The sequence below is a fragment of the Rheinheimera sp. EpRS3 genome (assembly GCF_001513785.1).
In the GTDB taxonomy this organism is placed as follows: Bacteria; Pseudomonadota; Gammaproteobacteria; order Enterobacterales; family Alteromonadaceae; genus Alishewanella.
Genome location: NZ_LNQS01000009.1, coordinates 127,261 through 140,456, shown reverse-complemented (window position 1 = coordinate 140,456; position 13,196 = coordinate 127,261). Strand labels below are relative to the sequence as shown.

The 13,196-nt window shown below is 45.5% G+C and carries 12 protein-coding genes; 1 reads left to right on the top strand and 11 read right to left on the bottom strand.

The features are described 5' to 3' along the window. Positions 1-768, top strand: coding sequence for a crotonobetainyl-CoA--carnitine CoA-transferase (locus tag AR688_RS13040; protein ID WP_068234537.1), 768 nt, complete (start codon positions 1-3; stop codon positions 766-768). A gap of 91 nt (positions 769-859) precedes the next feature. Here the strand turns inward: AR688_RS13040 and AR688_RS13035 are convergent, their stop codons facing one another. The 11 genes from AR688_RS13035 to flgL form a co-directional block, all read right to left on the bottom strand. After that, the gene (locus tag AR688_RS13035) at positions 860-2,251 is read right to left on the bottom strand and encodes a hypothetical protein (protein WP_068234530.1); all 1,392 of its coding nucleotides are present in this window, start codon (positions 2,249-2,251) and stop codon (positions 860-862) included. A gap of 146 nt (positions 2,252-2,397) precedes the next feature. Further along, the gene (locus AR688_RS13030; RefSeq protein ID WP_068234528.1) at positions 2,398-5,214 is read right to left on the bottom strand and encodes a motility associated factor glycosyltransferase family protein; all 2,817 of its coding nucleotides are present in this window, start codon (positions 5,212-5,214) and stop codon (positions 2,398-2,400) included. 14 nt (positions 5,215-5,228) lie between these two features. Continuing rightward, positions 5,229-5,543, bottom strand: coding sequence for a hypothetical protein (locus tag AR688_RS13025; protein ID WP_068234527.1), 315 nt, complete (start codon positions 5,541-5,543; stop codon positions 5,229-5,231). Further along, positions 5,543-5,977 (bottom strand): flagellar export chaperone FliS, encoded by a 435-nt coding sequence (gene fliS, locus AR688_RS13020; RefSeq protein ID WP_068234522.1) that lies wholly within the window; start codon positions 5,975-5,977, stop codon positions 5,543-5,545. The genes AR688_RS13025 and fliS overlap by 1 nt, the downstream gene beginning before the upstream one ends. Before the next feature lie 11 nt (positions 5,978-5,988). Further along, positions 5,989-7,452 carry a flagellar filament capping protein FliD gene (gene fliD / locus AR688_RS13015; RefSeq protein ID WP_068234519.1) on the bottom strand — a complete coding sequence of 488 codons (1,464 nt, stop codon included), beginning with the start codon at positions 7,450-7,452 and terminating at the stop codon, positions 5,989-5,991. Positions 7,453-7,461: 9 nt separating this feature from the next. Next, entirely contained in the window at positions 7,462-7,839 is a 378-nt protein-coding gene (locus AR688_RS13010) for a flagellar protein FlaG (RefSeq protein WP_068234516.1), read from the bottom strand. 68 nt (positions 7,840-7,907) lie between these two features. Further along, positions 7,908-8,732, bottom strand: coding sequence for a flagellin N-terminal helical domain-containing protein (locus AR688_RS13005; protein WP_068234513.1), 825 nt, complete (start codon positions 8,730-8,732; stop codon positions 7,908-7,910). 225 nt (positions 8,733-8,957) lie between these two features. Next, positions 8,958-9,785 carry a flagellin N-terminal helical domain-containing protein gene (locus tag AR688_RS13000; RefSeq protein ID WP_068234510.1) on the bottom strand — a complete coding sequence of 276 codons (828 nt, stop codon included), beginning with the start codon at positions 9,783-9,785 and terminating at the stop codon, positions 8,958-8,960. 151 nt (positions 9,786-9,936) lie between these two features. Beyond that, on the bottom strand, positions 9,937-10,761 hold the full coding sequence (locus tag AR688_RS12995; protein ID WP_068234507.1) for a flagellin N-terminal helical domain-containing protein: 825 nt from the start codon (positions 10,759-10,761) through the stop codon (positions 9,937-9,939). Positions 10,762-10,976: 215 nt separating this feature from the next. Continuing rightward, on the bottom strand, positions 10,977-11,804 hold the full coding sequence (locus AR688_RS12990) for a flagellin N-terminal helical domain-containing protein (RefSeq protein WP_068234500.1): 828 nt from the start codon (positions 11,802-11,804) through the stop codon (positions 10,977-10,979). Positions 11,805-11,959: 155 nt separating this feature from the next. Next, complete coding sequence (gene flgL / locus AR688_RS12985) at positions 11,960-13,195, bottom strand: flagellar hook-associated protein FlgL (RefSeq protein WP_068234497.1); 1,236 nt, start codon at positions 13,193-13,195, stop codon at positions 11,960-11,962. Between the last annotated feature and the right edge of the window lies 1 nt (position 13,196).

Genomic DNA, 13,196 nt, shown 5'->3' with positions numbered 1-13,196 from the left:
ATGAACAACAAAGCAAACACCAATCCGGTGGTATCAACAGATTCATCCGCTACAGAAGCCGACAGCCGCAAGAGCTTTTACCAAACCTTTAGCGACTGCCCGGTGCCACCGGCAGAAATGCTGAACAATTTAGGCCTGTTTATGCGCCGTCAGGACCTGTCGCGCATTATGTTTATGGATGAGTTGTATAAAAAGGCACTGCCGGTGCATGGTGTGATCATGGAATTTGGCGTGCGTTGGGGGCAAAACCTCGCGCTATTTTCATCGTTTCGCGGCATGTATGAACCTTACAACTATAACCGTAAGATCATTGGCTTTGACACCTTCGAAGGTTTCCCGTCCGTGTCTGAAAAAGACGGCAACAACGACGTGATTAAAAAAGGCGCTTACAGTGTCACTGAAGGTTACGAGCACTATCTGGACAGCGTGCTGCAGTATCATGAATCAGAAAGCCCGCTGAGCCACATTAAAAAGTATGAAATTGTTAAAGGTGATGCCACCGCAACCCTGGAGCAATACCTGGCAGATAATCCACAGACTATTATCGCCATGGCCTACTTTGACTTTGACATTTACGAGCCGACCAAAAGATGTCTGGAATTAATCAAGGGCCATTTAACCAAAGGCAGTGTTATAGGTTTTGATGAGCTGAATTACCACAAGTTTCCAGGTGAAACTCTGGCATTAAAAGAGGTATTTGGCTTGGATAAATACGCCATAAGACGCTCGCCGCTGAGCCCGCTTACCTCTTACATTGTTATAGAATAGCAAGGGCATATTACCGGTCGAAACGTTTAATAAACCATTGCCAAACACTCAGTGAGACCTTAAGCATTAAGGTCTCACTTTGTCAAAAACGTTAGCCTGAAAAAGAAAAACCATCTGCATCAAAAATACCGTTAAATATGTTCAACGCTTGCTGCTTACTGTACATGCCATTTTTAACCATTGGCCACGTTTCGACTTCTGCAACATCAACCACACGATCCATATCAGGTTGAAACTTAATTAAGACATTTTTGTAATTTAAAACCGACAATATTGCCAACCTATGCTGCCCAGCCGTTACAGAAAATTTTGATTCACTACCACGACGCATAATATAGCCTCGTATATAACCGTCAAAATTAACTTCCGGATTATATCCTTCATTGAGTATTTTAACTAACAGCTTATACAAACGTTCGACTTCCTGTAGTCCCGCTTCTTTTGTAACGGGCCCAAATGCATGAGAATCCCACTCCGGAATATCAGGCTGCTCACTAATACCATTAGTAATATTTTCTATGATGTCTACCGGCTCAAACCATGGCATCCAACTAACATATTTGTTAAGGGGCATTGCGCTAAGCACACCGATATCTCCGGTCTTACCTGCTAACGCCCATAACTCAGAAAATACAGTGGGCCTTACTTTTTCATAATAATGGAACAGCGGAGTGTTTTCATAAACAAAATCATTTCGCTTTTCCTGAACCATCGAGAATAAATAAGCTGACATCTCGACAAAACGATGCCAACCACCATCAGCTGAAAACGCTTGCATATCACGGGAGCTAATACATTTACTCAGCTCAACATTGCACAGCTTAACCTGAGTATCTCTTAACGAGTTAACCGCATCATCTATACCAGGCATTTTTACTGTGTGACCACGACCTATGGTTCTGGAATACAAAATCAACGGTCTGTATGGTTCACTTGGTGGGATGCCATTAACAGATAACCCTACTACCTGGCTGGTAAATATCTCACCTGCTTCATAAAGCAAGTTATCGAAATACTCTTTAGCAGAATTTATATCATTCTCTGTAAATCCTTGGGCTTCACCATACTTTTCATAAATCATACATGGCTGAAAAAACATTTGTTTATTACATTTTTTGAAGAGCTCTAAAAGAAACTTCTCAGAATATTCCCGGGAATAAATTTTCGCCAGCTGTTGATTTACAGACAAAAATAAAACAACATCAACTTCCGGTAACTGTTCTATATCATCCAAAGAGAGTGCTACATTACAAATTTCAGCCTGGCTGAAATTATGGATTTGAAACGTACCAGCGGTTTCAGCATATTGTTTCCCAGATTCAAAACCAAAAGCTTTAAGCCCAAATGAATCAAGAGCGCAGGTTATAACACCTTCATTACACCCAACATCAATCGCTGTTTTAGCGTTCGCATCCAAATGCAGCTTAATCAAATTAATATTCTGACGAACACCTTCCAGCCTGGCTCCTAACTGATAACTCATAATATCCTCTTTGCCGGAGTTAATTAAACGATAAACCTAAACAATTTTACCCATAATGCATCGCCAACAGACAGTTTATTTTACTGCTTCACTATTAGTGAATAACGATTTAACTGTGTAAATAGTGAAAAAATAACACCTTCCGCTTACTTAAACAAATACTGCACATCCACATCATCAAACTTGAGTGGCTGCTGCTCAAACTGCTCACCAGCACTTAGCACATAGTCATGCCATACCTGCATAACTTGGTTAAACACAGGCAAGATCTCCGGCGTATCGTCACTGATACAAGATGCAACCTTGGTCATCAGGCCACCGAAGTAATTGGTGCTACCGTAGAACAGATAAAAGGTTAGATCTGACGGATCGCGTGCGGCGGTTTGCAACAAGCGCCATTGTTTAGCAATAAAGGCTTTGGCTTGTTCTTGTGTGGTAATCTCTTCGTCAAACAGCGCCAGCCAGGCGTCAACAGTGCGGCGAAAAGTAACAAAGTCGATTTGGTCAAATACCGGCTTGGCATAGGATGATAAATCGGCGTAGTACGCCGTATCGATCAGTTGCTGCAGCACCTGGTCTTTGTGCTTGGGTAAGTCACTGAACAAAATATTATCCGGCTGCAGCGGCACAGCACCGTCAATCTTAACTCCGTTGCTGCAATTGTAGATTTCGACTTTACGACCAGCTTTGCTGATAGCCTGCTCCAGCAGTTTTCGCGACATATCAAATTCAGGCTTGGTAAACACATAAGGCAAAAAGTTGCCCTTTGCCGGCATGCCACCACCATGAGTTTGCTGATAGTCATACACTTCTGAACCGTCGTTACGGTAATATGCTGACGCCTGAGAGTGGTGATGGCGTACATCTGCGTAACCAAGATCAACCCCAAACAGATAAAATACTTTAAAGCCCAGCCTTAGCGCGTAATTAAGCACTAAATTGGTTACTGTAGGATAGGCATAACTAAGCGATGCTACCTGCACGCCTAACTTTTTCAGCCGTATATCGAAAAAATTCGTCGATGACTCACCATCTTTAAAGCACAACAAGGTTTCTTTAAACAGGTCAGCTGTGTCCGGATGAATACCGTTGACACTGATCAGCCGGATGTCCTTCAAATAATCCGCATCTTTTACCTGGTTAATCCAACTGTAAGTGGAACGATTTTGCTCAACTTCGGCATGAAAGTCCGGCTTAATGCCTTTTTTATACAGTGAATATAAAGCAGTACCGCAACTGATCAACACCACTTTGTCGCGATGTTCCTGCAAATAGGCGAAGCTACTGTCTAACGACGGGCCATTACCCACCACAAACACCGGCAGGTTTAGTGCCGGCAAATTACGGTAGCTGCTATTGTCATACTGTAAAAACTTGTGTTGCTTTGCCACGCTGTTATAGGTATGCGCAATACCATAACGGCAGTGATCATAGTATTCGCCCAGCGCCAGCACGACCTTTAATTCGGCGCGTAAGTCGGCAATCGCTTTATGCATTTTCTGGTTAAAGTAGGAGCAAAACATATAAGTATTGGCGATAGAATAAGCACCAACCTGATAAAACTGCGCCATTAAATCATAAAAATAGGTTGAGCCATCGCCGCCCAGGTTCAGGTATATCCGCAGGCCATTTTGCTCTGCCCGCTCAAATATAGCGGCCCAATCGGTTACCTTAAGACTGGCAGCAAAAAAATCTAAATTAGGCTCACAAATGTACAGGTTGCTGATCTGATATTGTTCGGTCAGTAACTGAATATGTTTACCAAGGCCCACACCGAAAATAATCAAAGAATCCACTTCTTGCGGTAACTGAATTTTTTGCTGTAATTGCTTGCTAATCAGCGGCTGCGTTTGCGCAATATGTGAGTAGTGAATGTAGTGACTGAATTTATCAACAGAGGTCTGGCCTAACAACACATCATCTTTATACGGCTGCCGGGTAAAATGTTCCACCAAACGGGCAGACTCCGTATCAAGGTCCTGATAAAAAAACGCCTTGCGCTGTGGATGATATAGATTGGCCTTACCATTATCATCTGCTGTCAGCTGCCAATACCGGCTTTGGTGTTTGTCAATTTCATCATGCACTTTAGGATAAAACTTTTGCAGCGCCGCTATATTACGCTGGTATAACTCGTCAGCAGGCGCCGCGGCATGCGGGTGTTGGTTACCCAGCACGTTGACGCTGCGCTCGGCGACATAATCGTTAAAATCTTCGTATGCAACAAACTGCGTGGTACTGCCCAACAGTTGCTCCGGCCGGCCGCTGTGAGCAAATAAGTACTCGGCTACCTTATCCATCACCGGATGGCAGTAATGGCGGTAAAGATAAATACGGCTAAAACCGGCCACACTGCGCAGCTCCGCCAGGTCTTCTGCCACCGAGCTGCCGTCATTATCCAACTGCAGAAAAATTTGTGTACCTGTAATTTCAGCCGCAGCAAACAGTTGCTTCCAATCATTGGCCTGCACCGAACAAATCAGCGTATCGACATTGGGCTCATACACAATAAGGTACTTAACTCTGACTTTTTGCAACAGGGCGTTTATCTGATAGCCCAGCCCCAACCCCAGCATAACCACCACATCAGGCTGCGGCGGTAAAGCTTCAATCGGCCATGGCTGGTTAGCCTGCGTTGGCACAGCAGACGTATCAAGTTCAACATAGGGTGCACTACGGCAAAAGCTGTCAACTTCGCGCGATACTTCAGCAAAGGGCGTTTCGCTGTACCACACACGGCCGGTAGCAAAGTCGACAATATTCAGCTCTGCAGCACGGGTACAGAATACCGAGTACTGCTGCATACTGTGTTGCTGAATTATGGGCACAACGGAAGGAATGTACTGCGATAACGCCTGAAGATTATGATTAAAACGCTGCTTGATGCCGGCAGCGACTTTTTGCTCAGACGCCGCCTGAGCAGCATCGTCTGAGTCCAGCTGATAATTAATGTACTTCAGCATGCAAGAACCTGATTTTATTGTTGGTTATGTAGGCCGTAGCTATGCCGGGCGCGTTGGCCCTTTTTTATTTCTAACATATTGTCGGCTACAGCATCTTTATCTGCTGACAGTTTTGCCATTGTTGCCTGTAGCCAGTCAAGGTTTTGCCGCAGAAACACGGCAAAAGGCTCAATATTGTCCTGTGGGGGAATACTTTGGCATAAATGCTGATTTAATTGCTCAACCAAATCAGCAACCCTGGCTACGTCATAGTCGGGTTGCTGTATCAGGCTATCAATGTCAGCGCGCAGGGCTGCGCATTGTTGTTTAACGGTTTCAGTTGCCGGCATCAGGCACCAACAGCTAATTGCTGATTTTTTTGTGCCTGCAGCTGGTAACCCTTCTCGCGATCATTTACAGGAATTTGATCCCAGGCACCTTTAATCGTTAATAAAATTTCCATTACTTCATCCAGCTTACTGATACTTTTATCGCGGCTGGCCTGAATAAGGTGATTAAGCATAAAGTCGTACAGGGAAAACAGGTTGTCTGAGATTTCGCCGGCACTCATATCCAAACATCCCTGCAAGGCAGAAATAATATTGATTGCTTTAGAAATTGCTTCAGATTTACCGGCAAAGTCTTTACGGTCAATACAGCCTTTCGCTTTGGCCATATTTTCCAGCGCGCCTTGCATTAGCAGCTGAATAACGCGATGTGGATCGGCTACCGCTAAATCATCTTTAATACCAACCGCTTTATAGGCTTTAATTCCGTAACTCATAAGATGCTCCACTAATTCGATTTATTGGTTCCAAATCCGGGCAAACTTGCCAACTGCGAGGTCACTGTTGATGCCATATTCTGCATTGAGCCCAATAATGCATCCAGAGCGGTGTACCTTTTGCGCAACGTTTGCTCAAAGCTATCTATATATCGGTTAGCAGCTTCCAAATCTTTAGTGTTTTTATCTAATTGTATTTTTAGTGAACTCTCTTTGCTGGCAATAATGCCGCCGGCTTCGGTAAATTGCGACACAAATTGGTCTAATTTAGCGCTCAGGCCGGTATCACCACCAAAAATAGACGCAACTCCGTCATAATTCTCAGCTAAGGCTTTATCAAAACGGACACGGCCGGAATCGGCGCCAAAGGACGAAGTAGCGGAAATCTCCAGCTTACCGTCATCATTAAACGTAATACCCATAGAATACAGTGTGGCCAGTTCAGAGCCTGACTCACCTACCACGCCGCCCAACATGCCTTTGAGCTGATTCATAATAGAGCGCGGTAACGAATCTGCCGCCAGCGCACCGCCCTCTGCCGTGACAGTTTTGCCGTCAGAGCCTAAGGTGCGCATTTTGGTTAAGTCAGCAATTTGATCAACCAGCACATTGTAATTATTAATAAAATTCTGGATATTCTCTTCGGCCGCTTCTTGGTCAGTGGCGATATCCACAGTGGCATTGTTGCCATCTGGCGTGACAGCTTTCACCGTCAGGCTGACATCCTGAATAGCATTGGTAAAGGTATTGCTGCTGTTGGTAGCAATAATGCCGTCAATTTCTATAATGGCATCTTGCGCTACCTGGCTTGCTGTCAGACCTGCTGTCGCGCCGGTAGGTACAGTTGAGATAGCATCCAGTTCAGCATTGTTATTGGTAATCACTAAGTCATTACCGGCGCCGGTTTCATTGGATGTTAAAACTAACTTAGTGCCTACTGTGCCACCGGCATTAATAATATTGGCGTTGATGCCAAAATTATCCGTTTGCGCATTAATTTGTTGGCGTAACTGGTTAAGCGTCATACCGGCGGTAACTTCAACGTCAAAGCTCTTACTGCCTGCCGTTAATGTCAAGGTGCCATCGGTGGTAGAAATAACATCATCAGCAGAGCCATAGGCTAAATCAGCGCTTTCAAGCCGGCTGCCTGATGCCAGCTGATTTACCTTTATATCAAAACTGGCGGCCACAGCAGAGCTGGATGCCGATGCTTCAATATAGGTTTTATTCTCGGTGGGTTGAGTTACAGTGGCAACGCGGGCGTTTAAATTATTGCCGCCTAATTTTTTTATTGAATCCTGAAAAGCTGAAAGTGCAGACTTCAGCTGCCCGACACCGGAAAGCGAGGCATCTAATGTTTTTTTAGTGGTATCAATGCGGCCCAACTTGCTGTCGCGCTCAACCTTTACTAGCGTACTGACAAGCTCTTCAAGCGGCAAACCGGAAGCTGAACCTAAAAAATTAATACCCGACATAATAAACCTCTACACTTTGCTATCGATTAACAAGCCAATGGACTGCCCCATTTCTTCCTGTAACCGTTTGATATCCTGCGCAACCTTTAACAGCTCCTCGGAGGGGATCTGTTTTATCAGCTCGTCTGTCTCATAGTCTATCACTTTAATAACTGATCGACCTGATACATCATCTATTGAAAAACTTAACGACCGTTGTTCCAGTGCTACAGCCTGATTTACCACATCAACCGCTTGCTGTAATTCAGTCTTACTCACTCCAGTAACCTGCTTAACTGCCTCGGCCGGTTTCAGCAACTCTGGCTCAGCCTGTAACGGCTTTACTGCTTTATCAGCAGCAGGTGTATGACTTGCCACTGACACATTACTTACACTAATGCTGCTCATATTCAGCCTCCTTATCGGCACGCAGGGTGAGAACTTTATCGTAAATTCTCACCACTACGTGTATTAGTTTAACCCAATAAGGACAAAGCTGCCTGTGGCCGCTGATTTGCCTGTGCCAATACCGTAGTACTGGTTTGTTGCAGGATCTGCTGACGCGTTAATTCTGCAGTTTCACGGGCGAAATCAGTATCACGGATCCGGCTGCGGGCGCCTGATACGTTCTCTGAAATATTGGTTAAGTTACGGATAGTTGACTGGAAGCGGTTTTGGATCGCACCCAGGTCAGCACGGGTACCGTCAATTACACCAATGGCGGTATCGATCAGTGCCAGAGCGGCGGAAGCACCTCCTACTGAAGATACGCTCAGAGCACTTAAACCCAATGCATTAGTGCCATAACCACCGGTACGGGATAATCTGATGTCAATGTTCTGACCAGCATTAGCGCCTACCAGGAACGACGCGGAGTAAGAACCGTTTAACAGATTCTGTGTACCGAACTGCGTTACTGTAGCAACACGGCTCATTTCCGCTTTTAACGCTGTTACTTCCTTTTGCAGTGCAGCGCGGTCAGTTGAACTGTTGATACCGTTTTGCGACTGGATTGCTAGGGTACGGATACGCTGTAAAGAGTTAGTGATCTCTTCCATCGCGCCTTCTGCTACCTGAGCTACTGAAATACCATCGTTGGCATTACGGGCTGCTTGATCCAAGCCGTTTACCTGGCTGGTTAAGCGGTTAGAGATTTGTAAGCCAGCAGCGTCGTCAGCTGCGCTGTTAATGCGAAAACCTGAAGACAAACGCTTAAAAGCGGTATCCAGATTGTTGCCTGAATTAAACAACTGACGCTGTGCGTTCAGTGACGACGTATTGGTGTTTACATATAAAGCCATGAGTCACTCCTTAGCTTTCGGTAGCAAGCTACTTACGACTATGATTAAAAATACGGTTATCCCGTTAATTGAGCCAAGCTGCAACTTGGCTTAACCAGTTTATCGGCCGTAACTTTGGTGACTTTAGCGAAATAATGAATTTTTTTGTGTTTTTTTATTTTTAAATAAAAAGTTATTTAATATCAGCAATATAAAAAATAATTTTGCAGCAAATTTCGATAACTCTCAGCTAACCAGTACACTTAACGCAGCTTGTGGCCGCTGATTTGCCTGTGCCAATACCGTGGTACTGCTTTGCTGAATTATCTGTGTGCGGGTAAGTTCGGTAGTTTCTCTTGCATAGTCGGTATCACGAATACGCCCGCGGGATGCAGAGACATTTTCGCTGATATTGCTTAAATTACGGATGGTAGTAGACAGTACATTTTGCCAGGCTCCCAAGTCTGTGCGCCCGACATCGATAGCTAAAATAGCCTGGTCCAAGGCTAACAGTGAGTCAGCTGCATCATCAACTCCTAACTGCACTGCCGCCACATTCAACCCGGTAGCACCGCTGCCATAACCAGTTGATAGATCAATTTCAATTTTTTGGCCAGCGTTAGCGCCTATCTGAAAAATCACCGAAGTCGTGCTACCGTCCAGCAGTTTAATACCACCAAATTCGGTATTATCGGCAATATTCTGAATGGAGGCCGCCAGATCATCATACTCCTGCTGAATAGCAGCAATGTCGGCGGCAGTATTAATGCCATTCTCAGATTGAATGGTCAGCACACGCATACGTTGCAAACTTGTGGCAATTTCGTCCATTGCACCTTCGGTAACCTGCACCAGTGATACTGCGTCATTAGCATTACGCACCGCCTGGTCCAAACCATTAACCTGACTGGTTAACACATTAGAAATCACCAGCCCGGCTGCATCATCTGCCGCGCGGTTAATGCGAAACCCGGATGTAAGACGCTCAAAGCTGGTACTTAAGCCACTTGTTGCGTTGCTAAGCAAGCGCTGAGATGCCAGTGAAGACTGATTAGTATTGACGACTAAAGGCATAACACGGTTCCTGGCACAGTAATAACAGCTGTGCATTAAGGTAAAGTTTCTGACTTAATTCTGTATCGGCGGGAAAACGCTTTTCTTTAGTTTTTTAACTAAAATCAAATAGATAAGCCGCCAATTGGCGACTTTATCCTGCGTATCAGAATTACTGCAGTAAGCTCAACGCGGCTTGTGGCCGCTGATTAGCCTGCGCCAATACCGTGGTACTGGTCTGCTGCAATATCTGCGTACGGGTTAACTCTGCCGTTTCTTTGGCAAAATCGGTGTCACGGATCCGGCTGCGGGCACCGGAGACGTTCTCGGAAATGTTGGTTAAATTACGGATAGTCGCCTGAAAGCGGTTTTGTACCGCACCCAAATCTGCACGGGTGCCATCAATTACACCGATAGCGGTATCAATCAATGCTAAGGCAGCTGAAGCACCTGCAACAGACGATACACTCAGTGCACTTAAGCCCAAAGCATTGGTGCCGTAACCACCGGCGCGGGATAACCTGATATCGATATTCTGTCCGGCATTGGCGCCGACCAAAAATGATGCAGAGAAGCCGCCGGCTAACAGATTCGTTACACCGAACTGAGTGGTTGAAGCAACGCGACTCATTTCGGCTTTTAACGCCGTGACTTCTTTTTGCAGTGCAGCGCGGTCTGTCGAACTGTTAATACCGTTTTGTGACTGGATGGCCAGAGTACGGATACGCTGTAAAGAGTTGGTGATCTCTTCCATCGCGCCCTCTGCCACCTGGGCCAGCGAAATACCGTCGTTGGCGTTACGTGCTGCCTGGTCCAAACCATTAATCTGGCTGGTTAAGCGGTTAGAAATTTGTAAGCCGGCGGCATCATCAGCAGCGCTGTTAATACGAAAACCGGATGATAAACGTTTAAATGCCGTATCCAGTGAATTACCGGAATTAAACAGCTGACGCTGGGCATTTAATGATGAAGTATTGGTATTTACATATAAAGCCATGTTAACTCTCCTGATACCTGATTAAACACTAACAGCAGCCACCTTAATGAGGATTTTTGCTATATATTCGTGCTATTTATATATCGGAAAATAAACAGAAAACTTTAGATAATTTATATAAATAAATACTTAACCACAAAAAAATAGCTAAGCACGAAAAAATAGCTAAGCACGAAAAAAGCCACCTTAAGGTGGCTTTCTAAACCGGTTATTAATTAACCTTGCAGTAAACTTAGTGCTGCCTGTGGCCGCTGATTAGCCTGCGCCAATACCGTGGTACTGGTCTGCTGCAATATCTGCGTACGGGTTAACTCTGCCGTTTCTTTGGCAAAGTCGGTGTCACGAATACGGCTGCGGGCACCGGAGACGTTCTCGGAAATGTTGGTTAAATTACGGATAGTCGCCTGAAAGCGGTTTTGTACCGCACCCAAATCTGCACGGGTACCGTCAATGACACCGATAGCGGTATCAATCAATGCTAAGGCAGCTGAAGCACCTGCAACAGACGATACACTCAGTGCACTTAAGCCCAAAGCATTGGTGCCGTAACCACCGGCGCGGGATAACCTGATATCGATATTCTGTCCGGCATTGGCGCCGACCAGGAAAGTAGCTGAGAAGCCGCCGGCCAACAGGTTTTGCGTACCAAATTGGGTGGTGGTTGCTACCCGGCTCATTTCTGCTTTTAGCGCCGTCACTTCCTTTTGCAGTGCAGCGCGGTCTGTCGAGCTGTTGATGCCGTTTTGCGACTGGATAGCCAGGGTACGGATACGCTGTAAAGAGTTGGTGATCTCTTCCATCGCGCCCTCTGCCACCTGGGCCAGAGAAATACCGTCGTTGGCGTTACGTGCTGCCTGGTCCAAACCATTGATTTGGCTGGTTAAGCGGTTAGAAATTTGTAAGCCGGCGGCATCATCAGCAGCGCTGTTAATACGAAAACCGGATGATAAACGTTTAAATGCCGTATCCAGTGAATTACCGGAATTAAACAGCTGACGCTGGGCATTTAATGAAGAAGTATTAGTGTTTACGTATAAAGCCATGATAGTGCTCCCAACTGTTGTTCTGTTGTATAAACCCGTTTGTTGTTCGGGTTTATCACCTGATATTTATGTATCGGAACCGGCAGCGGAAACTTGAATATTTTTTGCAGGATTTTACATCATTAGCGCCGGAGGCCTTATCCGGCGCTGCTTGCTTAGCGAATATAATCGAACAAACTTACCCCGGATACCTTAACAAAGGTATTGGAAATGGCTTCCAATGCTATTTCCTGCTTAGTGATTTCGGTTAAGGCGGCGGCGTAATCGACCTCTGATAAATCCGCGCGGTAAGACTTATTGTTAATCGTTAAGTCTTCATTTGTACCAAACACACTGTCCAGCACATTTACCCGACCGCCAATAGTTGACAAGAAACTGTCAATATTCGACGCCGAGGACGTAACCTGGGTAATAGTGTCACTGATGGCTTCGTTAAACTCAAAATTTGTCAGGCCTGGAGTTTCCAGCGCGGTAATAAACTCACCGATAGTGGTGAGAATATTTTTCTTTTCCGGCGGCTGCAGCGAAAAATCAACCTGGCCGGGCACAGCCGCCGCACCACTTACCGTGATGGTTAAGCCGTTAAATTGTATCGGCGCATCAGCAACAAAAGCGCCTGTTACCGGTGGTACCAAAGCAACACCGTTTTGCAGAATTTCATAATTTGACGGTGCCGTCAGTGCCACACTGAAATCATTGTTGGCTGGCGTCAGGCTGTCGTAAGCTTGTTTGTAAAAGGCATCAAACTGACTTTGGTCTGTTACGGAGACTTCAGCTGCAGTGGCGCCACCGGCACTGATAACGGCTGCTGTTGTTTTAAACCTGGCATCGACATTTTCGAACACCATTTTGCCACTGTCGTTACCGGGCAGTGCTATAGTAGGTGATATTTGCAGGGCTTTTTGGCCGTCATCACCCTGAAACTCATAAATGCCGGTAGCCTGATTAAAACTGTAACTTTGTTTTTTATCCTGAAAGCCTGAGAAAATATAGCCGCCTTCTGCATTGCGGGTATTCATTAAATCCAGCAATTCTACCTGAATGTTTTTCAGCTCCTGTGCTACTGCTTTTTTATCATTTTCCGTGTAGGCGCCATTACCTGCCGCAATGGCCAAAGACCGCGCTTTGTCGATTGAGGTGCGCATATTAGTCAGCACGGTTTCTTCCAGTGCCAGATTGTTTTTTAACAGCACACTGTTGTTCTGAAACTGCGCCACCTGCTCCAGGTTTTGATCTAACCCCAGCACCTTAGCCGACGCTGCAGGGTCATCCGCCGGTGTCAAAATGCGCGTTTGCTTGGTCAGCTGATCCTGAGCGCGGTTCATCTTATTTTGGGTGTTTAATATACCGTCTAAGCCGGCATTAAACTTCATATTAAAAGATAATCTCATT

Excerpts from the sequence above, each read along its gene's own strand:
- AR688_RS13040 (WP_068234537.1), top strand. The coding sequence starts at position 1 with ATGAACAACAAAGCAAACACCAATCCGGTGGTATCAACAGATTCATCC.
- AR688_RS13035 (WP_068234530.1), bottom strand. The coding sequence starts at position 2,251 with ATGAGTTATCAGTTAGGAGCCAGGCTGGAAGGTGTTCGTCAGAATATT.
- AR688_RS13030 (WP_068234528.1), bottom strand. The coding sequence starts at position 5,214 with ATGCTGAAGTACATTAATTATCAGCTGGACTCAGACGATGCTGCTCAG.
- AR688_RS13025 (WP_068234527.1), bottom strand. The coding sequence starts at position 5,543 with ATGCCGGCAACTGAAACCGTTAAACAACAATGCGCAGCCCTGCGCGCT.
- fliS (WP_068234522.1), bottom strand. The coding sequence starts at position 5,977 with ATGAGTTACGGAATTAAAGCCTATAAAGCGGTTGGTATTAAAGATGAT.
- fliD (WP_068234519.1), bottom strand. The coding sequence starts at position 7,452 with ATGTCGGGTATTAATTTTTTAGGTTCAGCTTCCGGTTTGCCGCTTGAA.
- AR688_RS13010 (WP_068234516.1), bottom strand. The coding sequence starts at position 7,839 with ATGAGCAGCATTAGTGTAAGTAATGTGTCAGTGGCAAGTCATACACCT.
- AR688_RS13005 (WP_068234513.1), bottom strand. The coding sequence starts at position 8,732 with ATGGCTTTATATGTAAACACCAATACGTCGTCACTGAACGCACAGCGT.
- AR688_RS13000 (WP_068234510.1), bottom strand. The coding sequence starts at position 9,785 with ATGCCTTTAGTCGTCAATACTAATCAGTCTTCACTGGCATCTCAGCGC.
- AR688_RS12995 (WP_068234507.1), bottom strand. The coding sequence starts at position 10,761 with ATGGCTTTATATGTAAATACCAATACTTCATCATTAAATGCCCAGCGT.
- AR688_RS12990 (WP_068234500.1), bottom strand. The coding sequence starts at position 11,804 with ATGGCTTTATACGTAAACACTAATACTTCTTCATTAAATGCCCAGCGT.
- flgL (WP_068234497.1), bottom strand. The coding sequence starts at position 13,195 with ATGAGATTATCTTTTAATATGAAGTTTAATGCCGGCTTAGACGGTATA.